Here is a 24396-nt window from a genome sequence, read left to right on the forward strand (position 1 = left end):
TCCCTTTTTTCAAGGAACGGTTTCCGGCGAATCAGGTGAATTCAATGAGAACGACCTCCCGGCGGCAGCGGAAACGAAACCGCAGAGAGCGGTTTCCAATCCCGGAACTGACGATCATCCGGGTTCCGGCCCCATGCCGTTCGAAGAGGCCGTAGTCGAGACGGCAGCCATACCGGCTCGACGCATACAGCGGCCCGAACAGGGGAAAACGCACCTGGCCGCCGTGGGTGTGGCCGCACAGAATCAGCAGAACCGGATCGAGCGCCCGCAGCGAATCCAGCGCGATCGCTGTATCCGGACGATGTACGAGCAGCACCGGAAATCGTCCCGCCGGCCACCGTTCCGGCAGGCGGGGATCCCCGTTCATGAGTTCGTCGCAGCCGTAAAAATAGAATTCTCCGCACTCCACCCCGCTGTTGCAGAGGTAGCAAATGCCGGATGCACCGTAAAGCCGTTGCCAGTAGTCCGCGGCCAGCCATGTCTTGCCGCGCTCCCAGTTTCCCGGAATCGCAAGCCGGACGGGGGCGCAGTCGCGGAACTGTTCGAGAAGTTCTGGCAGCACATCGAGTTCGACGGCATCCGCTGCGAGATCTCCTCCAAGGCAGAGCACGTCCGGGCGGAAGGTTCGGATGTGTTCGGTCGCCAGCGCGGCCAGCTCCCTGTCACGCGGAGTCCCGCCGTAATGAAAATCTGTCGCAAACGCGATCCGCTTTCCCGCGGTTCCCGGGGAGGGCGCAGGCAGGAGATACTGCACGGCCGACACTTTCCCCCGGGCCACGACGTCCGCCTGACCGTAGCCGATTTTCCGCACCCACCGCCGCAGCCGTTCCGGCCGCGGGATGGTCAGCGGGTAGTAGATCGAACGGATCGACCGGATCTTCAAGCATCCAGCTCCGCGATGATTTCTTCCGACAGCGGCCGGACGGCCGCGAGCACACATTTGCGCCCGCCGGGCACTTCGATCGAGTCCCCGACCTTGCTGTTCAGCACAGCCTGGCCGAGACGGGTACGGTAGGCGAGGAACTTCCGCTCCGGATCGCCGTCCCACGCGCCGAGCAGCTGATAGACTTCGACTTCGCCGTCATCATATTTGAGTTCGACTTCCGAACCGATCACGGCGGTATCCTCCACCCGCACGGAACGCATGTTCACGGGCTGGATGCGGCTGAGCTCCCGTTCGAGTTCCGAGCGGCGGCGTCCGAGGAAGTTGCGCCGTTCCTTGGCCGCATCGAATTCCGAATTCTCGCGGAAGTCGCCGTGAGCGCGCGCGGCCTTGAGCGCCTCGCGGTTTTCCGGAATGTGGATGTTGATGATGTCATCGAGCTCCTGCATGAGCCGCTTGTGCGACTTCACGCTGGTGTAGTTCGGTTCGTTCCCCGCGGGGGCGTCGGTGTCGATCTTGCCGATGCCGGCCTTCAGGATCCGCTGCCCCGCGCCGTCTTCGAGATAGCTGCGCAGTTCCGGCGAGACGCGCGAAAGTTTCACCATCAGACTCTGCCGTTCACCGGAGCTCAGGAACAGCGCTCCCTGCAGCGCGGCGGCGAACATCGAGACATCGTCCCCCGCGGCCTGGATCAGCTGTTTCTGGAAATCCGCGTTGTTCAACAGCAGCGTCCGGAGTTCGCGAAGTGCCGCTCCCCACGCCTTCGGCAGATTGTCCTGCGACAGCGCACGGGAGACATTGTCGACGTTCAGCAGCTGAGGCAATTCCGTGCTTTCGCGCTTCTTGCGGTTCTTCCAGATCCAGAGCAGGAAGTCCGACGTGCACGATTTCTGTTCGATGAAGAGATCGTAAAGCACTTCGTCCGCAACCGCTGCGCAAAGGGCGTTCAGCGATTTGAGCGGTACGCGCATCGCGCATTCGGCCAGATACTCTTCCGGGAAGATTTCCGCCGTGATCCGCGCAAGCTGCTCGAGCTCCTTCGCGGGGAGTTCCCCCCAGACCGCGAGGCAGTTGAGGTCCGCCGTCGCGGGACTCGCCGGCCAGAAGAGAGCCTTCCCGGTCAGCGGAGAGAGCATCTGCTTGAGCTGTTCGGAGGTCGCGCGCGGTGCGAGGCGGGCCACGATCGAGGCGAGCAGCTTCGAGTCGCGCGCGGCGGTATCCGGCTTCAGATTCGAGAAGAAACGATTGAATGCCGCCGCTTCGGCATCGGAGAAGTTGCCCGCTCCGGCCTTTTCCTCAGCGGAGAGCAGCAGATCGACCTCTTTGAGGCTGCGGCCGTCGCACGCGCGGCGCGTTGCGGGCGCGGCTGCCCCGGCGGCATTGTCGGCCCAGTATTTTTCGAAGGCGGCAGCGTCGAGATTCTTCGCACAGCCGTTTTTCGCCATGAGTTTGGCGACATCGTCACTGACCGGAACGAGCGCCTTGCGTTTCACGATATTCCGGAAATCGGCGGAGGAGACCATGCCGCGAGTCGAATCGATGAGCTTGATGAGTTCCGGACCGGGCGTGAGCAGTACGGCTTCGCGCAGGACGATGTCGAGCGGCACCGCTGCGGCTCCGCCGGTTCCTCCCCAGGTGTTGATCGCGAGAGACCCGATGCTGTCGAGCGACCCGGCGATTCCCCAGCGTCCCGAGCTCGGCAGAAAGACGATCAAGCCGTTTTTGAGTACGCGGAGCCGCTGCAGCCGTGCCGCAAAGTCATTGAGCGCCACATTCTCGTCGCGCACGCCGAGCGCCTTCATGATCGGCGGACGCGAGAGGTAATTCGGCAGAACCGCCTTCACGGCCTGCGCAAGCAGTTTGCGGAACACGGGGCTGTCGGTCATCGGCAGCGCGGCAAGTCCGATGCAGAACGCACCCTGCGCGTCGTCGAGTTCGTCGTTGCCCCACGCTTCCCAGAGCAGATTGAGTTCCTCCACCACGGAGGCGGGGATCGGATTGCCGGCGGTGGCCAGCAAGGCGAGGAGTTTCTCCAGGGTTTTCTTGTCGGGCGAGGTCGTCGCAGCGACCAGAAGATCTTCAAAAGCGGCTGAATCCATCGTTGTCTCCATGTAAGCGCCGCGCCCCGCGAAGGGAGCGCCCTGCGCGTTTTCTTGCAAGTGGATTAATATAACCCGCATCGAAATTTTTTTCAATAGGTCTGCTCTGTTTCCGGTAAATTCGTCTCTTTTTTTTTGCCGGGGGGTGGAAAAAACGGAACTGCAGAGCTACTGTTATTCCCGGAATCAACCAGACAGGATTGAAGTTATGACGAACTTTCACTCGTTTCATCCCGGCGAACTCTGGCCGGACGATCACGGCGTGCACATCAACGCCCACGGCGGCTGCCTGCTCCGGCACGACGGAAGGATCTACTGGTACGGGGAACACAAGGTCGAGGGCCGGCGCGGAAATCTCGCCTGGGTCGGCGTCCACGTCTATGTCTCCACCGATCTGTACAACTGGCGCGACGCCGGAATCGCGTTCGACGTGAACGACGCCGGATCGTCAACGGTGCGTCCGGGCTGCGTGATCGAGCGCCCGAAAGTGCTCTTCTGCCCGAAGACCGGAAAATTTGTGATGTATTTTCATTTCGAGCGGGACTCCACCTATCAGGACGCCTCCGTCGGAATCGCGGTCGCCGACGCGCCGGCCGGGCCGTTCCGGCTGGTCGAAGTGACAAGATTGAACCCCGGAGTCTGGCCGGGGAACACGCCGGAGGAGCTGCGGGATCCGGCCGGAATCGCGCAGAGCGCGGCAAGACTCGGACAGATCGCCTGCGGCGAGAACCCGGAAGCGAAGCAGGGGTCGATCCTCGGCGCCTGCGTGCCCGGAGGGCAGGAGGCGCGCGATATGACGCTTTTCGCCGATGACGACGGCCGGGCGTACCTGATCTACTCCTCCGAACGGAACAGCACCACGCATGTGGCGGAACTGACCGATGACTATCTTGGACGGACGGGACGATACTGGCGGATCTTTCCGTTCCGCTGGATGGAGGCCCCCTCGCTCTTCAAGCACAACGGAAAGTATTATTTCATCGGTTCCGGCTGTACGGGCTGGGCGCCGAACGCTGCGCGCTCCGCGGTGGCGGATTCGCTGACCGGGCCGTGGATCGAGCTCGGGAATCCCGCCGTCGACGAAGGCGGCGAGCTGACTTACGGCGCGCAGAGCACCTGGATCGAACCGCTGGGGGAGGGGCGTTTTCTTTTCATGGCCGATCTCTGGCGTCCCGACGACGCAATCGACGGGCGTTATCTCTGGCTGCCTGTCGAATTCGAGGGGAATAGACCGGTTCTGCGTGCTCCGCGCGAGTGGTCGCTCGATTCACTCTGAGAGGCCGAGCAGCCGTTTCGCGTTGCGGACGGCCGCCATTGCATCCGCGCCGTAGACCGCGCCGATCGATTCCGCGAAGTTCTCATCGACGGCCGCTCCCCCGACGAGAATCGGGATGTCAAGCCCTCTTTCCCGCGCGAGGTCGACGACGACTTTCATCTGCGGCATCGTCGTGGTCATGAGTGCGGAGAGTCCGATGAGCTTCGCCTTTTCGCGGATCGCGGTTTCGACGATCGTCTCCGCCGGAACATCCTTGCCGAGGTCGATGACCCGGAAGTTGTGGTTCTTGAGCAGCAGCGCGACGATGTTCTTGCCGATGTCGTGAATGTCTCCCTTCACCGTCGCCAGCACGAAGACGGGGCCGTCCTCGCGGGCGCCGCCCGCCTTGAGCAGCGGTTCGAGTTTCTCCATCGCCTTCTGCATGGCCGAGGCGCTCTGCATGAGCTGCGGAAGGAAATACTCCTTGCGCTCGAAGCGGTTGCCGACCTCCGTGATCGCCGGAATCAGGATATCGTCGACGATCATTCCGGGGTTCGTTCCGGAGGCGATGAGTTCATCGAGGAGCTTCAGGGCTTCGCCGCGGCGGCCGCTCAGCACGGCGTCGTAGAGACGTTTCGTGAGCGGAAGTTCTTTGGTTTCAGCCGGTTTTGATTCCGGTCCGGATGCCGGGGCCGGTGCCGGAGTCGCCGCGAAGCGGTTGATGTAACGTTCGAGTCGCAAGTCGCGCCCCGTCAGCGCGTCGGCGGCCGCGATCGTATCGAGGATGCCCGGCGCCGCGGGATTGGCGATCGCCGAGGTGAGTCCCCGCCCGATCGCCATGCCGAGGAACGCCTGATTCACCACCGCACGCGACGGCAGACCGAAACTCACATTCGAGAGTCCGCAGGTCGTTGCGATTCCCGCCCGGCTGCGGCATGCTTCGATGAAGTCGAGCGAAATCGCGGCGGCGTCCGGATTCGCGGAGATGGTCATGATGAGCGCGTCGGCGACGAAATCCGATGCGGTATAGCCGAATTTTCGCGCATGTCCGGCGATTTTCGCAAGAACCTGCATACGCTCCTCGACCGTCGCGGGAATCCCCTGATCGGTCAGCGGCAGCAGCACGAGCATCGCACCGTACTTCGCCGCGATCGGCAGAATCGTCCGGATCCGCTCCTCTTCCAGAGAGATTGAGTTGAAGAGCGCCCGTCCGGGATAGAGCCGCAATCCCGCCTCGACCGCCTTCGGGTTGGTCGAGTCGATGCAGAGCGGGGTGTCGACCGTGAGCACGAGCTGCCCGACTGCGCGGTGCATCGTTTCGGCTTCATCGATTCCGGAGAGGCCGAAGTTCACGTCGAGCAGCGCCGCGCCCTGTTCGTTCTGTTCGCGCGCAAACTGTTTCACCAGTTCGAGCGAACCGGCACGCAGTTCGGCCTGAAGCGCCTTTTTGCCGGTCGGATTGATCCGCTCGCCCACGAGTGCGAACGGCTCCTCCGGCGCGAGGCGGCGAAACCGGCCGGGGGAGGCGACGACGCCGCGCTTTTCCGGCATGACCGGATGCGGGCAAATGCTGCCGAGAACCGAGTTCAACTGCCGGATATGTTCCGGCGAAGTGCCGCAGCAGCCGCCGATGAGGTTCGCTCCGGCGTCGACGAGTGTGAGTGCTGCCTGTGCAAACAATTCCGGCTCGAGATCGAATCGGGTCACGCCGTCGACCAGGTGCGGCATTCCCGCGTTCGGTTTGGCCACGAGCGGGATCTCCGCGTAGGGTTTGAGTTCGCGGATGATCTCCGCCATCGCCTCCGGGCCGGTCGAGCAGTTGCAGCCGAACGCGTCCGCTCCGAGCGACTGGAGCGTCACGAGCGCCGAAACCGGATGAACTCCGGTCAGCGTCCGGCCGCCGGGTTCGAAGGTCAGGGTGACGATCGTCGGCAGATCCGAGAGTTCGCGCACGGCAATGAGTGCGGCGCGCGCCTCCTGCAGATCCATCATCGTCTCGATCGCGAATCCGTCGAGACAGCAGGTCGAAAGCAGTGCGCGCAGCTGGCGTTTGTAGAGTTCAACCGCCTCATCGAATGCGAGTTCTCCGTAAGGCTCGATGAGTTTTCCGGTCGGAGCGATGTCGCCGAACACATACCGGTCCGGCAACGCGCGGCGCGAGAGTCGGGCGAGTTCCCGGTTGATTGTTCCGGTCTGTTCTTCAAGCCCGAATTCCGCGAGTTTGAGCGGGTTGGCGCCGAAGGTCGGGGCGTAGATGATGTCGCTTCCCGCCGCAGCGTAATTCTGCTGCACATCGATAATCGCGTCGGGGTGGTCGAGAATCCACGCTTCGGGACAGACCCCCGCGGGCATTCCGCGTTTTGCCAGTTCGGTTCCGGTCGCTCCGTCGAGCCGGAGAATGCGTTGCGCGGCAAGGTCTTTGAATTCACTGCGTGTCATGCGTTGTCCTTCCTGCAAGGTTTTTTCCTTATAAGATACCGCTCTTTCCGCCAAAATTCAACCGGTCGGGGTTTGAAACCGGCGCGGGAGAAGGTATATTTAGAACAAAACGTAATTTTTTCAGGCGTTGAACCAGAGATCAGGAGGGTGAGCGTCATGGACGAGTCGCAGAATATGTTTGCGCCGGGCGCCGGGTTTTTCACGGGATGCAACTATTGGGCCAGCCACGCGGGGACCGCGATGTGGCGCGACTGGCGGCCGGAGGTTGTGGCGGAGGATTTCCGGCTTCTGGGGGAGAATGGCGTTGAGGTGGCGCGGGTGTTTCCGCTCTGGCCCGATTTTCAGCCGATTCAGGCGCTCACGGGCGGAGGGCAGAGCTTTGTCGAAATGCGGTTCGGAGAACTGCCGCTGCCGGAGACTCCGGCAGGGCGCGCAGGCGTCGACGAGACGATGGTCGAACGGTTCCGGGAGCTCTGCCGCATCGCTGCGGAGAATCGCATCCGGCTCATCGTCGGGCTTGTGACCGGATGGATGTCCGGGCGCATGCACGTGCCGCCCGCGTTTGAGCGGGTGAACGTGATTTCCGATGCGACCGCGGTCAAGTGGCAGGTGCGGATGGTCCGGTATCTCGTCCGCTCTTTGAAGGATTGCCCGGCCATTGCGGCGTGGGATCTCGGCAACGAGTGCAACTGCATGGCTTATCCGGTTTCCGCCGACGAGGCGTGGTGCTGGAGCGACGCGATTACGGCGGCGATTCGCCGCGAGGATCCGACGCGTCCGGTGGTTTCCGGCATGCATTCGCTCACCTGCGACGGCGGAGCATGGAAGATCGTTGACCAGGCGGAAGTGACGGACGTGCTCTGCACGCATCCGTACCCGCTTTTTACGCCGCATTGCGCGACCGATCCGGTCAACACGATGCGCAATGCGTTTCACGCCGCCGCCGAGACGAGACTTTACGGAGACATTGGCCGGGTTCCGGCGTTCGTCGAGGAGGCCGGCAGCCTCGGACCGTCGTTTTCGAGTGAGAAAGTGGCCGCCGACTATCTGAACAATATGCTCTGGAACAGTTTCGCGCACGACTGCCGGGGGTTGCTGTGGTGGTGCGCGAACGACCAGACCCGGCTTGAACACGCCCCCTACGACTGGGTCGCGATGGAACGCGAACTCGGGCTGCTGCGTCCCGACCGGGAGGGAAAGCCGACGCTGCGCACGATGAAGGCGTTCGGGGAGATGCTCGACCGGACCGGACTGCGCAAACTCCCGCCCTTCCGGCGTGACGCGGTGATGATTCTCTCGCAGGATCAGGATCAGTGGGGCGTGGCCTATGCGGGATTCCTGCTCGCGAAACAGGCGGGATTCGACATCGAGTTCCAGTTCGCCGATCAGGAGCTCAAACCTGCGAATTTCTACATTCTCCCGTCGATTCGCGGAACCCGGGTGATGCCGGGGCGTTGTTACCATCGGCTGCTGAAGGCGGTGCAGGAGGGCGCGACTTTGTTCGTCACGTCGGATGGCGGTTCGCTCGAACCGTTCAATTCGGTGTTCGGGATCGACATTGCTACGATCAGCCGGGCGGTCGCCGAGACGGTGATCTCTTCGGAGGAGCACGATTTCCATCTGCGCTGCCGTTCGGAGTTCCAGATCGACCTTGTGAACCGCGACGCGGAAATCCTCGCGGTTGACAGCGACGACGATCCGATCTTCTGCTGCCGGGCGTTCGGACAGGGGAAGGTGCTCTTTCTCGCCGCTCCGATCGAGCGGGCCGCCACGGAGACGCCGCGCGCGTTTCTCCCCGGCGGGCAGGAGCTCTATCGGCTCTATGCGCTTGCGGCGGAAAAGGCGGGGGTGCGGCGGCGCGTATTCCGGACGAATCCGCAACTTACGCTCACCGAGCATGAAGTCGATGACGATACGCTGCTTGTGGTGGCGGTCAACAATACCCCGGCCGCATTCACGGACGAGATCACCTGCTCGCCCGAATGGGTGTTCGATTCGATGAAGTGGGGGGAGAATCCGGTCGTCTCCGGATTCACGGTGCAGGGGAACTCCGGCTCCATTCTGAAATTCCGCAGGGCGAGGCGATCTTGAAACATCGAATCAAAGCGGCTCATTTTCAGCTGACGGATCGCTGCAATCTCTCCTGCCGTTTCTGCGGACAGGCGAAAGGGATGCTTGCTGACGGGCACGGAGAGCTGCCGGTGGAGTTCTGGCTGCGCTGTGCCGGGCAGCTCGAACCCGGTGCGGTGATCACGCTCTGGGGGGGAGAGCCGCTGCTGTATGCCGGCTTTGATGCGCTTGCCGAAGCTCTTTCCGGTTCCGGACACCCGCTTGAAGTTGTGACGAATGCGACGCTGGCGGATCGTCATGCCGGAACGCTGGGACGGTGGATCGACCGGATCCACGTTTCGCTCGACGGTCCGGAGGAGCTTCACGACGCGGTGCGCGGGCGCGGAGTGTTCGCCCGCGTGCGCCGCAATCTCGAACTGCTGCGTGAGCGGCGCGGAAAACTGATTTTTCTCTGCACGGTGTCGGATGCGAACGTCGGAAGGATGGCGGAACTGCCGGAACTGCTTGCGGAGCTCGGGCCGGATGAGGTGATTCTCCAGCAGCTCATGTACCTGACCGGGAGGGAGATCGAGCGTTACCGGACCTACAGTGCGGCGCATTTCAACTGCGACTACCCCGAACTCGCGGCCTGGCGGCGCGACGATGATGCGCAGTACATTTCCGAATTCCGCCGCCAGTGTGCGATGGTTGCTGCCCGGAGTTATCCGGTCAAGGTGCGGATTTCGGAGCACGCCTATCCGGATGTGCTCACGGGGACGGCGTTGTGCCTTGCTCCGGAGTCGCGGTTGCACATTCGCTGTGACGGCGAGGTCGGGTTCTGTACGGATTACTTCGGTTTCTCGATCGGGAATGCGAAGGAGAAGAGTCTGAGTGAACTCATCGACTCTCCCCGGGCGGAGCTCTGGCGGCTCGCCCTGCGGGAAGAGGCGCTGCCGGTCTGCAGTCACTGTCCCTGGCGGCGTCAGCTGCCGTACCGGGAGGCGGACGGGAATTAATTGGAAACCATAGGGAAGAAGGAATCATCATAATGAAAGCAGTTGTCTCCGTCATCGGACGGGATTCGGTCGGCATCATCGCCAAGGTCAGCGCGGGGTGCGCGGAGTCGGGAGCGAACATCCTTGACATTTCCCAGACCGTTTTGAATGAATATTTTACGATGATCATGATCGTCGACATCAAGGCGCTCACGGTTCCGTTCAACGACTTCGTCGACCGGATGAGCGCGCTCGGACGGCGCGAGGGGCTTGAGATCCACGCCATGCACGAGGACATCTTCAACTCCATGCACAGGATCTGAACATGTTTGAGACGAAAGACATCCTGGAAACCATCAGCATGATCCGCGAGGAGAAGCTCGACATCCGCACGATCACGATGGGGATTTCGCTTTACGACTGTCAGTGTGACGATCCAAAGCGGCTTGCCGTGCGCATTTACGACCGGGTCATGAGCCGTGCCCGCGATCTCGTCCGCACGGGGGAGGAGATTGAGAAGAAGTACGGCATTCCGATCATCAACAAACGGGTTTCGGTGACTCCGGTCGCGTTGATGGCGGGCGGGCTCGACGTCGACGGAGCGGTCGGAATCGCGAAAACGCTCGACCGTGCCGCGCACGAGCTCGGGATCAACTTTATCGGCGGTTACAGCGCGCTGGTGCAGAAAGGGTTCACGAACGGCAGCCGGACGCTGATCAGTTCGATTCCGCAGGCGCTCGCCGAGACGGAGCGGGTCTGTTCGTCGGTGAACGTCGCGAGCACGAAAGCCGGAATCAACATAGACGCGGTTGCGGAGATGGGACAGATCGTCCGCGAGACGGCGGAACGCACGAAGGAGAACGGTTCGATCGGCTGCGCGAAGCTGGTCATCTTCGCGAACGTGCCGGAGGACAACCCGTTCATGGCAGGGGCGTTTCACGGGATCGGCGAACCGGAGACGGTCATCAATGTGGGAGTTTCCGGGCCGGGGGTGGTCGCCTCCGCGATCCGGCGCAAGGGGGCGTGTGACCTGACCGAGATCGCCGAGACGGTCAAGCGCACGGCGTTCAAGATCACGCGGGTCGGTCAGCTCGTCGCGCGCGAAGCGTCGGAGAGGCTCGGAGTTCCGTTCGGAATCGTCGACCTTTCGCTCGCTCCGACTCCGGCGGTGGGGGATTCGGTCGCCTACATCCTCGAATCGATGGGGCTTGAGAAGTGCGGCTGTCACGGCACGACCGCGGCGCTGGCGATGTTGAATGACGCGGTGAAGAAAGGCGGCGTGATGGCCTCCTCGCATGTTGGCGGTCTCTCGGGCGCGTTCATTCCGGTTTCGGAGGATGCGGGGATGATCGAGGCGGTGCGCTGCGGCGCGCTGAATCTCGAGAAACTCGAAGCGATGACGGCGGTCTGTTCGGTCGGGCTGGACATGATTGCGATTCCGGGGGATACGCCGGCGGAGGTGATCTCCGGCATCATCGCCGACGAGATCGCGATCGGCGTGGTGAATTTCAAGACCACGGCGGTGCGTCTGATCCCCGCATACGGTTGCAAAGTCGGGGACACGGTTTCGTTCGGCGGACTGCTCGGCGAAGCGCCGGTGATGCCGGTGAACACCCGTTCTCCGGCAAAGTTCATCGCGCGCGGCGGTCGGATTCCGGCGCCGATCCAGAGCTTGAAGAACTGATTTGGAGAGGGTGTTCGGGAGGATGAAGCCGGGAATACGCGAAAAGGCGGTCACGATCAAGGACATTGCGGAATACTGCGGGGTGTCCAAGAGCCTCGTCGGGTATATCCTGAGCAATTCGCCCACGCGCCACGGTTCGCCCGAGGTGCGGCAGCGGGTGCTCGAGGCGGCGCGAAAGCTCGGTTACCGGCCGAACCGGGCGGCGAAGATGCTGGTCGGCCAGAGCAGCCGTTTGATCGGCATCTGCATCTGCAGCCAGATGCCTCCGGTGCTGTTCCGCTGTCTTGCGGCGATGGAGCGTGAAGCCAAGAAGCGCGGCTACCAGCTGATGATCAGCGAGAGTTTCGGGATGCCCGAGGACCTGCTTCAAAGTTATTATACTTTTATGGAATACGGGATCAACGGCGTGATTTTTCTGGGCGTCGAACATCCCCGCGACCGGGAGCAGATCCGGGCCGGCTTTCTGGATGCACGCAACCTTCTGTTCATGGGACAGTCCCCGCTGGAAAGCGCCTGCTGTGTCGATGTGGACTGGGGTGCGGGGTGTTACGCCGGAGCGGAACACTTCATACGGTGCGGGCGGAGATGTCCGGCCCTGGTGGTGGATCGGCTGCCCTTTGGATCGATTTTGAGCCGGATTCACGGATTCCAAGAGGCGATGCGGCGCGCCGGGCGTGTGGAGGGGAGGGACTTTTTTATCTCCCGCCTCGATTACACCCTGGACCGGGAGCGGATGCGCAACGAGATCATCCGGGTCCTTGAGGAAGAGCTGCTGCCGAACCGGGTGGATGCGGTCATGATTCAGAATGACGTTTATGCCGCAAGTCTGCTTCAGGCTTTGTCCCGGCGCGGCATCCGGGTGCCGGACGATATGGCGGTGATCGGGTTTGACGATGAACTCTTCTCCTCTGCAACGATTCCGCCGCTGGCCACTGTCGACCAGAATGTGGAACAGCAGGCGGTGGCCGCCATCAATCTGCTTGTCGCCCAGATCAATGCCGACGGGGAGCTCCCGGCGGAGCAACGCAGCGTCCGTATTCCCTGTTCTCTGGTTCTGCGCGAATCCGCCGGAATCCCCACTGCCTGATTTTTTCGAAAAATCGTTTTTTTTTGCGTCCCCCTCTTGACTTTGATCGCAAAGTTTGGTATAATATAAAAAAAACGTGGAACGTTCCACAGTGATGGGTTTCATCCCGATGGAAAGGAGTGTCATAATGAGAAAAAGTCGGTGCAGAATGATCTGTAAAGTTCATAAATTCACATTGATAGAACTTCTCGTCGTGATTGCGATCATCGCGATTCTGGCCTCGATGCTGCTTCCGGCGCTGAATCAGGCGCGGGAACGGGCGAAATCCGCGAATTGTGTCAGCAACTTGAAGCAGCTTGGGCAGGCATTGCTCGCTTATGCGGACGACTCGAAGGGGTGGGGGCCGTCCTGCTATTTTGACAACGGCATCTGGTTGTTGCCACTATTGGATGGAGGGTACATTCCAGGTCCATCCTATACGCTTTCCTGGAACAATGCGACGTTTGATACCAATACGAAAGGGGTTTTCTGCTGTCCGTCGGTCACTTTCCCCGGCACGATGAAGTATACCTACGGAATATTGACTTACGGGAATTGGGGAATGTTCCACCTGACGGGAGGAAAACTTTTCCTGATCAACAATTCGAACGGAATCCCCAAGCCGTATTCGACAATGAATTCAAATCTTTCCCATAGCCAGTCCTTGATTCTCGGAGATTCCAGTGTGGTTGCTTCGGCAGCCGACTCCTATTTCCGGATCGATATGGTCACCAGCTGGAATGGAGAGGCGAGTTTGCTTCACAGCGGCGGGCTGGGGAATTTCCTGCATGCGGACGGTCATGTCGCCGCTCTCCGGAATTACGAATTGAGGAAGCACTGCAGCTGGACCTATGGAGCAGAACAGGATATTACGGTCAAATACGCACTGCCGGGCATGACCGCTCCACTTGTCGCACCATAAATATTTTCATTAACGAATTCACTCATCTGAACATTTCCGGAGGGTACAAAAATGGATCGAAGATTTTGGAGGGTGGCGGCTGTTTCCGCTGTATTGGCGGCGGGCACCTGGCTTTCCGCGGGGGAGGAGTTTCTGCTTGGCTCTTGTGCGCACTTTTCCAAGAGCCGGGCTGATGTCAATGCGACGCTCGATTTGATGGTGGAGGGGGGACTTTCCGCCACCCGGGACGATATCGTCTGGGCCAGCTGGGAGAGAGAACGGGGCAAGTACGTTCCGCATGGATATTATGAGGATTACATCAACCGTGCGTTCAAACTCGGCCTCCGGCCGATGCATCTCATCAACTACGGCAACAAGATCTACGATCCGTCCGGCGCCGTCCTTTACGAAAATCCGAATCCGCCGCAGGAGGAGTTCGACGCTTTCGGCCGCTTTGCCGGCTGGGTCGCCGCCCGGTATCGCGGCAGGGGGAACGCTCCGCAGATCTATCAGATCTGGAATGAGTGGCCGGGACAGGCCGCCCCTTATGCAAAAGCGCTTGCCGCGGCTTATGCGCAGATGAAAAAAGCGGATCCCGACTGCATCGTCGTGGCGAACTCCTGCCATCGCCGGGAACCGTTTCTGGAGGAGACGTTTCAGCAGGGAGTTCTGCAGAACTGCGACGGAATCGCCTGGCACAACTACAACCACGGAGAACTCGGGGAAAAAAATCGTTCCTCCGAAACGTTTTTCGCCCGGGTCTGCAATGCGCTGGAACTCTCGAAGAAATACAACAACGGAGTCCCGAAGCCGATTTACCTGACCGAAATCGGCCGCCCGAGTCATCTTGGAATTGACGGAAGTACGGAAGCGGAAGCCGCCGACTATCTCACGCAGCTGCTGCTTCTGTTCCGTACCGAGCCGGCGATCAAGGGTGCTTGGATTTACAACTTTTCGGACAGCGGCTATGATCCTTATAATCAGGAGGACAATTTCGGACTCTGCACCGCCGACGAAACTCCGAAAGAGGCGTTCTACGCCGTACGCTCCATCGCCGACGTGGTTCGTCACGCTAAGTTTGTGCGGCGTTGGAAGACGCCGGACGATGTGCGGCTTCTGCAGTTCCGCATGCCGGACGGGCGCGATGTTCTGGCGGCGTGGACCGCGGTTCCCGATGTGCGGCATCAGTTGATCTTCTCCCGCGGCAGCGCGCCGGATGTCCCTGCCGAACTGCTGGTTGCCGGCGGTGTCCCGACCGTACGCAAGTGGGGATGGCTCGAATGGGTCGACGCCGACAACAACAAACAGATCGGTCTCGGCGGCAGACGCAAAGACGAGATCAGCTTTACCGCGGGCAGCCGCCCCGTGCTGCTCTTCGGAAAGCTCGACGGGGTTTCTCTGCGGACGGTCAAGCGGATCGAGCGTCTGCCGAAGGACGGCGGCAATGGCGGAATCAAAGTGCCGGAGGAGGTCATCCTTGCCGGAAAATCCCTCGATCAGGCGCAGGATCATCCGTTCGGCTCGGAACTTCTGTACCGTCGCATGGGCGGATTCGGGCCGCGCAACGGTGTCGCGGATCTCGACGCTTCGTTCCGTATCGCGTACGACAAAGAAAATCTGCTGCTCGAAGTGAGCGTGACCGATGATGTTTCATTCAACAACTTTCACGGCAATATGCTCTGGGGCGGGGATTCGCTTCAGCTCGCATTTTCCGCGCTGACCCGCAATGAGAGGGGACCGGCCGGAACCGAATACGGTCTGGCATTGACGCCGCAGGGACCCGAGGTGTTCCGTGAGGCCTCCCAGATTGGTCTCGAGACCCCGACCCGGGTGAAGCTGGATGCGAAACGCACCGGGACGAAGACCGTCTACCGGGTCACCGTTCCCTTTGCGGAAATCGGCGTCAGTCCGAAGCCGGGTATTCCGATCGGCATGTCGCTGGTGGTCAACGACAACGACGGCAAGGGTCGCAAGGGGTACCTGCACTGGGCAGATGGTATCGCCAACGGCAAGAATGCTGATCAGTACAACTGGATCGTTCTGCAATGAAAAAATTGTTCTATTGGCTGTTGTTCTCCGGCGCGGTTTTCCCGGCTGTTGCGGGAGCTCTGGAGATCGGGTTCGACAAGGGGACGAATCCCGGCTGGGGGTTCTTCATCGGCATGGAGGCGCCGGGAGCCCAGGGAAATCTGGTCATGATGCCGGAAAAAGTCGGCATCCCGGCGCTTCCCGCCGCCCGGCTGGAAGGTGCGTTCAATAACGGCGGCTGGTACGTGGCGATGAGCCGCCATTTTCAGAAGCCCGTTCCGTTCGGAAAGCTCAAAATCAAACTCGCCAGTTGGGATTATAACGCGATTATCATCCGACTGATTGACTCCACCGGTCAGACGCATCAGATGCCGGTCTGGTTCCGGAGCGGAGGGGAATGGAAGGAGCTCGTCATCGAGCGGCCGAAGTGGTCGCGGATTCACTGGGGCGGCGCCAACGACGGCAAGTGGCACGGCAACCTGAAGTCGGTCATCATTCTCGTCGAGGGAAACGGTCTTGTGGACAGGAAGAAGGGGCAGGGGTTTCTCTACCTCAACCGGATTGCCATCGAAGCGCCCTGAGGTGATAAGGTGGGTCCTTATCTCAGCATAGCATGAGGCGGCACAGCTTCATACGGAAAATGGATGAACGATTCTGTTCGTTATGGGACAGAATCGTTTTTTCTCTCTCTCTCTGCATTCATGCAGATCATTGGGAACGTGTTCGTTAAGGAGTGAAAGCCGGGGCGCAGATCGATCCGGCAGCTTTTCTTTTTTCCCGATCGAAGTTTTTTGAAGCTGCAGCAGAAATAAATCATCGGAAGATTCTCGCCCGATGTTTGATAAAACTGATATTTGAGTGTATTTTAATAAGTTTTCCCTCTGCATGATGCGGAAAATCATTGCAATGATTGAATGAGGAACAGCAGGATTATGGTTTCAGTTTCGTCAGCTCCCCGTTTTCATGCCCCGGAGGCATTTGGTGTGCGGCCGGGGAGTGAGTTCTTTTTTCCGCTTCCGGTAGAAGGGGAAAAGGTCAGTTTGCATTGCCTGAACCCGCCGCCGGGAACCCGGTTCGACGCGGCGACCCGATCGCTGCGGGGGAAAATTTCCGCTCCCCGCGTCTACCGGGTCGAGTTCGAGGCGGAGAATCCCGCCGGGCACGTCGCCTGTGCCGTCAAATTTGTGGTTGGCGACTCCATTCAGCTGACGCCGCCGATGGGATGGAACAGCTGGTACTGCTTTTCCGAGGGGGTCGGCGATGCGAGAATTCGCACCGTGGCCGACGCCATGGTTGAGCGCGGACTCGCCGCGCATGGCTGGAATTTCGTGAACATCGATGACTGCTGGCAGGGCGAACGCGGAGGAAAATACGGCGCATTGCAGGGGAATGAACGCTTCCCGGATATGGGGGCTCTGGCTGATTACGTGCATTCCCGCGGTTTGCGATTCGGGCTCTACTCGACGCCGTGGATCTCCACCTACGCCGGTTTTCGCGGCGGCAGCACCGATGGCGGGTGCGAGGAACGTTTTTTCCTTCCGCCGGGCGAACGTTTGCAGCCCAATCAGGTGTTCGGACGTTATCCAGGGCTGCACCGGCTCAAGGTTGACCGGATCGGTTTCGTTTGGAATGTCGGCGATGATATCCGCCAATGGGCCGAGTGGGGCGTCGATTTTGTGAAGATGGACTGGCTCCCGAATGATCTCCCGACAACGCGACGAATCGCAACTGAACTGCGGAACTGCGGACGCGACATCGTTCTGAGCCTCTCGAACAACGCGCCGGTCGCGGAGGCGCAGGAGCTGCTCGATTGCGCCGAGCTCTGCCGGATCACGGGGGATATCCGGGACGAGTGGGAGAGCATCTCCGCCATCGGCTTCGACCATCCCGCCGGGTGGCGTCAGGCGGCGGGACCGGGGCGGCATCCCGACCCGGATATGCTGCAGATCGGCGCGATCGGCATCCCGAACCGGCCGAATCCGACCTATACGCCGAGCCGGCTGACTCCGGAGGAGCAGCGTTTGCAGTTTTCCCTCTGGTGTCTGCTGTCGGCGCCGCTGCTGCTGAGCTGCGATATCGCCGGGATGGATGACCAAACCTTCCGGCTCCTGACGAACGACGACCTCATCGCGGTCGATCAGGATCCTCTGGTCTGCCCGCCCCGGATCCGCGATTGCGGCGACGGTGTCCTCGAATACCGGAAACCGCTCGCGGACGGTTCCGAGGCGATCGGCCTCTTCAACCGTGCGGACGAAATTCGCCGGACCCGGCTGGCGATTCCCAGTCGCGGGCGCGAACTTTGGAGCGGCGAAGAGCGCGAACTTTGCGGAGAGTTCACCATCGCCCCGCACTCCTGCGCGGTCTACCGGAGCGGGAGCCCGGCAGAATCCGGCCGGTGACGCCGGAAGAGCGCTTTGACCGTGTCGAACGCAAGTTTCGGGCGGCGGTATTCGTCGAGCAGTCCGGCGCAGTTGAATCCGCGCGGTTTTGTCCGGATCTGGCCGCAGAGCGTATAACTCTTGCAGTCGAACATCTGCCAGAGCGTGATTCCGCAGTAGCGCGGATTTCCGAGGATGGCGTCGATCGCAGTCGCGAAGTAGTCGGATTGATACTCCTCGCTCCACTGAGCGCGTTCGCGGCTGCGGATTCCGTAGATGCCGCATGCGCCGCTTTCACTCACAAGCAGCGGTTTTTGCGCGAACTGCGGCGCGCTGAAATAATCGGCCCAGCGGTCCATCTCCGGCTTGACCGCTTCGAGATTGTTCCGACTCCAGTCGTCACATTCGCTGATCCAGCCCGGATAGGGATTGATCGAGATGATATCCGCAAGATCGAAGCAGATGTCGCGGTCGAAGCGGTTTGAAGCGTAGGAGATGAGCCGGGTGTCGTCCTCCGCGCGGATCGATTCGATGATCTTCCGGTAGAGGTCGCGCCCGGCCATCGTGTCGGAACAGCTTTCATTCAGAAATCCGTAGATGATGACCGACGGATGATTCACGCTCGCGCGCGCCATTGCGGCGGAGGCGCGGCAGAAGAGTTCGACTTTGACGGGATCCTCCGCATCTGCGGCGGGTTGTCCCCAGCCGTAACTCTCCTCCCAGACGAGAAATCCCATCTGGTCGCAGAGTTCGAGGAACTCCGGATTCTGCTGATAGTGAGCGCCGCGGATGAAATTGGCATGGAGTTCCTTCGCGTATTTAAGGTCGTCGACCATGAGCTGAGTCGGCTGAACCGGGCCGAATTCGGGGTGGGATTCGTGGCGGTTCACGCCGAGGAGGCGCAACGGTTCTCCGTTGAGCAGCAGTTGGCAGCCGTCGGTTTCGATGGTGCGGATTCCGAACCGTTCGACGATCGTATCCCTTCCGACCCGGACGCACAATGTGTGCAGATCGGGCTGTTCCGGACTCCAGATCCGGAAGTCGGGCACTTCGACCTCGAACGCAATCTCATTTTTCTCCACGCGCGCCTCGGCACGCTGGAGCTCCGCGCCGTCGAATGCATACTGAAAAGCGAGCATTTCCGGGACGGCGCCGCGCAGGGAAAGTTCGACCCGCACGAGTCCGGTTTCGAGATTCAGCGTTTTGATCCGGAGCCGATCGATCGCAAGCTCCGGCAGGCGCTGGATCGAGACGCTGCGGTAGATTCCGCCGAACGCATAGAAATCATTGCAAGGTTGCACCAGCGGAGCGTTTTCCGGATTGAAACGGTTGTCGACGGCGATCACGAGTTCGTGCATCCCGTCTTCGACGGAAAAATCGAATTCAAGTGTGGCATACGGGATTCTGCATTGTCCGATCTCGTTTCCGTCGAACCAGATGCGTGCGTACAACCCGAGCCCTTCCAGCGAGAGCCGACAGAGTCCGGCGGGAAAGTGGAACCATTTCCGGTAGAGTCCGGCTCCGCGGCATCCGATCCGTTCGCCCGCCGTGTCGAAACACCCCGGCACCGCGGCGGTTTCATTGAATACTTCGAGTGAAGGAACGATCGCATTCACATCGACCGCATCGCCGAGCCACGCGAAATCCCAGGCCCCGTCGAGAAGCCGGGTGAGACGATCCGGATAAAATGGAAATTTCCTCATGATGATTTCTCCCTGTGACTGTATCTGCATATTCCGGCATGATCTGAAAATACACCCGTCCGACCCGCTTGTCAAGCCTTGTCCAAGATATTCGAACCGGCAAAATAATTCGAAAAAAAACGTTTTATCACTTGACATTTTCCAAAAAATTCAGTATAATTAATGCCGAAGATAAAACGTTTTCTTTGGAGTGAAAATGGTCAAGAACGGGATCAGGAGCGTGGCGGAACTGGCGGGAGTGTCGATCGGGACGGTCTCGAAGATATTGAACCCCGCTTCTTCCGCGAACATCCGGGTGTCGGCGGAGACGCGGGAAAAGGTTCTCGCCGCGGTGGAAAAACTCGACTATCGGCCGAGTTACGGCGCGAAGCTGTTGCGAGGAGAGAGCACACGAACGATCGGATTTGCGATTTCGATGCCGAAGGACCACAATGTCGCCTATCTTTCGAGTTACACGTTTCGGCTGTTGAACGGAATCGGCCATGAGGCCTCGATGAAGGGTTATCAGGTGCTGCTGCTGAACGGCGTCGACTACCGCTGCTTCATGAATATCAAGCGGGTCGACGCACTGATTATGATCAATTTCGCCTTGTCGTCGAATCCGGAACAGGAACAGATGCGCGAGATGTTCGAACTCTTCAATGAACGGCATTATCCCTACGTGGTCATCAACCGGGAGCCGGGGGAAGAAAAGATGCCGAAGATTCCGTTGATCCGGGTCGACAACGCTTCCGGGATGAGGCAGGTGGCGGATTTCATTGTCCGCAAAGGATATTCGACCGTGGGATTTGTCGGGGAGTTGACTTCCAATCCGCAGCAGCATCATCTGGACCGCTGCCGATTTCTGGCGGAATATCTTGCCGGGACACCATGCCGGCTGTTGCCGGGAGCGGTTTTGAACGGGAGCGGCGGCGGGATTCCCGATGTTCCACGGGTCGGCCGCTACAGCCACGATGAAGGGCGCGTCGCATTGCGGTATCTGATGGAAAAAAAGAGTGTTCCCCGCTGCCTCGTCTGCGGAGACGACGACATCGCCATGGGGGTCTTGAAGGCTGCGATTGAAGCCGGGATCCGGGTGCCGGAAGAGCTTGCCGTGATCGGGTTTGACGACGATCAGAACACGGATTATCTGAATCCGGCCTTGACGACGGTTCACCAGCCGCTCGAGGAGTTCGGACGCCTCGCCGTCGATTATGTCCTCGCGAAGATGGAGGAGCCGGAAAAGTTGATCGAACTGGTGATCGAACCGAAACTGATCGAACGGGAATCGGCATAGAAACAAGATGGAATGGAATCCGAAGGCATTGCAATACAGGAGGTTTTTTATGACGAAACGGTACTTTACACTCATCGAGTTGCTGGTGGTGATTGCAATCATCGCGATTCTTGCCGGGATGCTGCTGCCGGCGCTGAATCAGGCGCGCGAGCGTGCACAGAGCGCGAAATGTATGGGTAATTTCAAGACGATCGGCCAGGCTTCCGCCATGTATCAGGGAGATAACAATGACTATTTTGTGAATGGAGGCATCACAAATTACGATGTGGAACCGACGACAACAGGAAGATGGTTTCACAAACTAGAAGTGTACACGAAGAATTATACCGTATTCAACTGTCCGGCCATGGTCAAGGAGTCGCCGAATTGTGAAGTCGCGAATTACAACGGCCAGTCCGTCGGCGGTTGGAACCCCTCCTGGGGGCAAATACCGCGTGGCCGGGCCGGTTATGGCGCTGTTTGTTGTTCCGCCTTGAACACCAGTCAGTTTGGAGCGGCCAATAAATCAACCGGAGTACCGGATTATACGGTGAAGGTCAAACAACTTCAGGAGCAGATCAACTCCATGTGGAAGGGGACCCGTCCTTCGGTGAGCAAAATCGTGTTTGTGACAGATGGTCTGATGAAGGTCAATTCCACTGTCAACAATGGAACGGATTCGATTTTGACGCTTAAGCATTTTGTTCACCGCGACCGGCGCAATGTCGTATATATCGACGGTCGGGTGGAGTCCAAGGGGGTCAACGACTTCCGCGGCTGTGAAGGGGATAACGCCGCAGGTCCGTACTGGCGGGTGATTTTCAGCAATTAGGGGATAAAGATAAGGAAAGGAATCCCGTTTATGAAATCTCTACTTCTATTTCTGGTTGCGTGTCTGTTTTGCGTGACCGCTCCGGCCGCTGTGAAACTTACCGCCTCCGGAATCGAGGTCGACGGCGGCGCGATGGGAAAACTGACGTTCCGCTATCCGAAATTTACGCCACAGGGCGGCAAGGACGTGAAGCCGGAAGTGAAATTCGTCGACGATGCCCGCGTCGAAATCAGCTATCTGACCGAAGGAGCTCCCGCCATCGTTCTGACTCGCGACGGTGATACTGTAACCGGCATTCTGACAACGAAATCCGCCGGAAAACTCTACTGGGAAATGCACATCCCGATCACGTTTGCCGGAGCTGTTTTTTTCTCTTTCGGCGCGAATGGCGAAAAGAAACCTTTTCCGAAAAATCTGCCGGAAAAACCACATCTGCTCCAGGCGAACGGCAACGCGCTGCAACTGTTTGACGGCAATTCCGACTGTTCCATTTCGATTCGCATTGATCCCGGCGCCTACTGGCAGCTGCAGGACAACCGCGCCTGGAAGTGGAAGATTTTCCAGCTCAGTTTGCTTCAGGATGTCTATGCGAATCGCCGGGGACAGAAAATCTCCTTCAACTTCGGTGCGGAGCAGCCGAAAGTCGCCAAAGTTCGCGTCGACCGTTTCGGGCAGCCGACCGATCTCGATTTCCCCGGAAAAGTCCACTCGGAACAGGAGTTGAAGAACGACGTCGCAGCCGACAAGGCCTATTTCGACTCTCTCAAGCCGCCCGCCCGGACCGCCTGGGGCGGCATGCCCGGCAGCCGGGAGAAGTTCAACCTCAAGGCGACCGGCTTCTTCCGCACTGACAAGGTTGCGGGCCGCGATATCCTCGTCACCCCGGAGGGTGACGTTTTTTTTCAATTGGGCGTCTGTTCGGTTTCCCCCTGTGACGATTACACCTACACGGGCGGGCGCGAACAGATTTACGCGTGGCTGCCGAAGTACGAAAGTGAATTCAAAACCGCTTACCGCGGCCACTGGGCCACGGAATTTTCCTACTACCTCGCAAACCGGATTCGCAAGACAGGGAAACCCTTTGTGCTCGACGAGTGGAAAGCCGAACAGATCGACCGTCTGCGGAAATGGGGGTTCAACAGCGACGGCGCATTTACCGCATACTCAAAGGTAAACCGCGGGAAAAAATTCGGTCGGGTTCCCGGACTTTACAAGTCGAAGGGGCTGATCGGCGACATCTGCGATCCGTTCGATCCGGCGATCCGCGAAGATCTCGACCGGAATTTCAGCAAGCTGGCCGACTCCAAAGACGATCCGACCATCATCGGATATTTCATCGCGAATGAGCAGCCCTATCCCGAGGTCGCCCGCATGGTGCCGGGATTTGACGGCAAAGTCGCCGCCAAACGCGAACTCGTCCGCATGCTTCAGAAAAAGTACCGCAGCATTGAAACGTTCAACGCGGCCTGGAATTTGAAAGCCTCCAGTTTCGAGGAACTCAACGAACTGCCGCTTCCGGTTCAGACCCGTGAGGCGTGGACCGACATGGAAGCGTATGCGGCGCACTTTTTCGACGCCTATTTCAAACTCATCGGTGAGACGTTCCGCAAATACGATCCGAACCATCTGCTGATCGGCGCCCGCTTCCTCGTGGCGAACGCGAATGTGGAAAGTGCGGTAGCCGCATGCGGAAAATATTGTGATATATTCAGTTACAACTATTATACCCGGGCGATCGATCCGGCGCTGCTCGACCGCATTCATCGTCTGTCCGGGAAGCCGATCATCCTCTCCGAGTGGAGTTACGGCACGGGCGAGCAGGGGTTGTCCGGCGGTGTCGTCGATGTTCGCAACCAGATCGAGCGCGGCAAGGCGTACCGCAGTTATGTCGAAGAGGCCGCTTCGCTGCCGTACGTGGTCGGCAGCCAGTGGTTCGCCTATATCGATCAGGCGCTGACCGGAAGATTTTTCCAGCATTACAATGGCGAGTGCATGAACATCGGGCTCGTGAATGTGGCAGATCGTCCGTTCAAGGAGTTCCTCGCGCTGGCGATGGAGACGAACTACCGCATCTATGATGTATTGTTCGGCAAGGTTGAGCCGTTCGTCTGGCGCGCAGAGGGATCGGTCGGCGAGAGGGCCGCGAAGAGTGTGCAGATTCCGCACGCGGTTGCGGGACACAAGTTGGACGGCATCCGCCAGCCGTGGCCGGGGCGGCCGTCGGAGCGGATCGACGGCTCCTGTCTCGTCGACGGCGCGGAGGACGGCGGAGTGAGTGCCGATTTCTGGCTCTGCTGGGATAAGGAAAATCTCTATCTCTTCGCGGAGGTCCGTGATCCGAGTCCTGCCCGGAACAGCCGCAAAGAAAAGCACTTGTGGCAGAGTGACTGCATCGAGCTCTTCATCGGCGCTGAAGAGCTTGAGAAAGGGGGCCCGCTTCTTTTCTCCGATCGGCAGATTCTGATTTCGGCCGAACCTTCCAAGGGCGGGGCATGGTTCATGAATCAGCCCTCCCAGCCGAAAATTCCGGTCGTGGTGACCCCGAATTCACAGGGATACGCGATGGAGGCGGCGGTTCCGTGGAGCGCGCTCGGAATCAAACCGGAATCCGGACGTAAAATCCGCTTCGACATCGGTCTTGACGATGGCGACGATGGCCCGCGGCGGCTGCGGCAGTTCATGTGGAGCGGACGTTCGGGCAACAGCGCCGAACGCACCCACTGGGGAACCGCGACGCTCGTCGATTGATTCCAACTTCCTCCCAGGAGGGGAGTTCCCACAAGGAGCTCTCCTCCTTTTTGCCTCTTGACTTTTCGCCGAAATGAAGCT

At 59.8% G+C, this 24396-nt stretch carries 18 protein-coding genes; 13 read left to right on the top strand and 5 right to left on the bottom strand.

Features of this window, described 5'->3' with window-relative positions; genetic code table 11:
- Window positions 1–31 precede the first annotated feature (31 nt).
- Genes Q0K10_RS05535 through Q0K10_RS05545 form a run of 3 tightly spaced genes read right to left on the bottom strand, consistent with a single transcriptional unit; the run spans window position 32 to window position 3214 of the window.
- Window positions 32–883, bottom strand: coding sequence for a metallophosphoesterase (locus Q0K10_RS05535; RefSeq protein ID WP_294504334.1), 852 nt, complete (start codon window positions 881–883; stop codon window positions 32–34).
- Complete coding sequence (locus Q0K10_RS05540) at window positions 880–2982, bottom strand: GreA/GreB family elongation factor (protein ID WP_294504337.1); 2103 nt, start codon at window positions 2980–2982, stop codon at window positions 880–882. The genes Q0K10_RS05535 and Q0K10_RS05540 overlap by 4 nt, the downstream gene beginning before the upstream one ends.
- Window positions 2963–3214 carry a hypothetical protein gene (locus Q0K10_RS05545; protein ID WP_294504340.1) on the bottom strand — a complete coding sequence of 84 codons (252 nt, stop codon included), beginning with the start codon at window positions 3212–3214 and terminating at the stop codon, window positions 2963–2965. The genes Q0K10_RS05540 and Q0K10_RS05545 overlap by 20 nt, the downstream gene beginning before the upstream one ends.
- Here Q0K10_RS05545 and Q0K10_RS05550 point away from each other — a divergent pair.
- Window positions 3191–4258: a glycoside hydrolase family 43 protein gene (locus Q0K10_RS05550; RefSeq protein WP_294504343.1), complete on the top strand. Its 1068-nt coding sequence runs from the start codon at window positions 3191–3193 to the stop codon at window positions 4256–4258. The genes Q0K10_RS05545 and Q0K10_RS05550 overlap by 24 nt on opposite strands.
- Here the strand turns inward: Q0K10_RS05550 and Q0K10_RS05555 are convergent.
- Window positions 4250–6676 carry a homocysteine S-methyltransferase family protein gene (locus tag Q0K10_RS05555; protein ID WP_294504345.1) on the bottom strand — a complete coding sequence of 809 codons (2427 nt, stop codon included), beginning with the start codon at window positions 6674–6676 and terminating at the stop codon, window positions 4250–4252. The genes Q0K10_RS05550 and Q0K10_RS05555 overlap by 9 nt on opposite strands.
- Before the next feature lie 156 nt (window positions 6677–6832).
- Between Q0K10_RS05555 and Q0K10_RS05560 the strand changes: the two genes are divergently transcribed.
- The 9 genes from Q0K10_RS05560 (at window position 6833) to Q0K10_RS05600 (ending at window position 17798) form a co-directional block, all read left to right on the top strand.
- Window positions 6833–8767: a hypothetical protein gene (locus Q0K10_RS05560; protein ID WP_294504348.1), complete on the top strand. Its 1935-nt coding sequence runs from the start codon at window positions 6833–6835 to the stop codon at window positions 8765–8767.
- The gene (locus tag Q0K10_RS05565) at window positions 8764–9741 is read left to right on the top strand and encodes a radical SAM protein (protein ID WP_294504351.1); all 978 of its coding nucleotides are present in this window, start codon (window positions 8764–8766) and stop codon (window positions 9739–9741) included. The genes Q0K10_RS05560 and Q0K10_RS05565 overlap by 4 nt, the downstream gene beginning before the upstream one ends.
- A gap of 32 nt (window positions 9742–9773) precedes the next feature.
- On the top strand, window positions 9774–10043 hold the full coding sequence (locus Q0K10_RS05570; protein WP_294479136.1) for an ACT domain-containing protein: 270 nt from the start codon (window positions 9774–9776) through the stop codon (window positions 10041–10043).
- Window positions 10044–10045: 2 nt separating this feature from the next.
- On the top strand, window positions 10046–11404 hold the full coding sequence (locus tag Q0K10_RS05575) for a PFL family protein (protein WP_294504354.1): 1359 nt from the start codon (window positions 10046–10048) through the stop codon (window positions 11402–11404).
- Window positions 11405–11426: 22 nt separating this feature from the next.
- Window positions 11427–12491, top strand: coding sequence for a LacI family DNA-binding transcriptional regulator (locus Q0K10_RS05580; RefSeq protein ID WP_294504357.1), 1065 nt, complete (start codon window positions 11427–11429; stop codon window positions 12489–12491).
- Window positions 12492–12639: 148 nt separating this feature from the next.
- The gene (locus tag Q0K10_RS05585; protein ID WP_294504360.1) at window positions 12640–13392 is read left to right on the top strand and encodes a type II secretion system protein; all 753 of its coding nucleotides are present in this window, start codon (window positions 12640–12642) and stop codon (window positions 13390–13392) included.
- Window positions 13393–13443: 51 nt separating this feature from the next.
- Window positions 13444–15420: a sugar-binding protein gene (locus tag Q0K10_RS05590; protein ID WP_294504363.1), complete on the top strand. Its 1977-nt coding sequence runs from the start codon at window positions 13444–13446 to the stop codon at window positions 15418–15420.
- Window positions 15417–15980, top strand: a complete 564-nt coding sequence (locus tag Q0K10_RS05595; RefSeq protein WP_294504365.1) for a hypothetical protein — start codon at window positions 15417–15419, stop codon at window positions 15978–15980. Before Q0K10_RS05590 ends, Q0K10_RS05595 begins: the two co-directional genes overlap by 4 nt.
- Window positions 15981–16439: 459 nt before the next feature.
- A complete protein-coding gene (locus Q0K10_RS05600) occupies window positions 16440–17798 on the top strand; it encodes a glycoside hydrolase family 27 protein (protein ID WP_294504368.1) in 1359 nt (452 codons plus the stop codon).
- Here the strand turns inward: Q0K10_RS05600 and Q0K10_RS05605 are convergent.
- Window positions 17762–19480 carry a glycoside hydrolase family 2 TIM barrel-domain containing protein gene (locus Q0K10_RS05605; protein ID WP_294504370.1) on the bottom strand — a complete coding sequence of 573 codons (1719 nt, stop codon included), beginning with the start codon at window positions 19478–19480 and terminating at the stop codon, window positions 17762–17764. The genes Q0K10_RS05600 and Q0K10_RS05605 overlap by 37 nt on opposite strands.
- Before the next feature lie 196 nt (window positions 19481–19676).
- Between Q0K10_RS05605 and Q0K10_RS05610 the strand changes: the two genes are divergently transcribed.
- Genes Q0K10_RS05610 through Q0K10_RS05620 form a run of 3 tightly spaced genes read left to right on the top strand, consistent with a single transcriptional unit; the run spans window position 19677 to window position 24315 of the window.
- Window positions 19677–20756 carry a LacI family DNA-binding transcriptional regulator gene (locus Q0K10_RS05610; RefSeq protein ID WP_294504373.1) on the top strand — a complete coding sequence of 360 codons (1080 nt, stop codon included), beginning with the start codon at window positions 19677–19679 and terminating at the stop codon, window positions 20754–20756.
- Between the two features lie 49 nt (window positions 20757–20805).
- A complete protein-coding gene (locus Q0K10_RS05615; protein ID WP_294504376.1) occupies window positions 20806–21567 on the top strand; it encodes a type II secretion system protein in 762 nt (253 codons plus the stop codon).
- Between the two features lie 30 nt (window positions 21568–21597).
- Window positions 21598–24315: a sugar-binding protein gene (locus tag Q0K10_RS05620; RefSeq protein ID WP_294504378.1), complete on the top strand. Its 2718-nt coding sequence runs from the start codon at window positions 21598–21600 to the stop codon at window positions 24313–24315.
- Window positions 24316–24396 lie beyond the last annotated feature (81 nt).

It is taken from the genome of uncultured Victivallis sp., from assembly GCF_944391105.1.
Taxonomy (GTDB): Bacteria; Verrucomicrobiota; Lentisphaeria; order Victivallales; family Victivallaceae; genus Victivallis.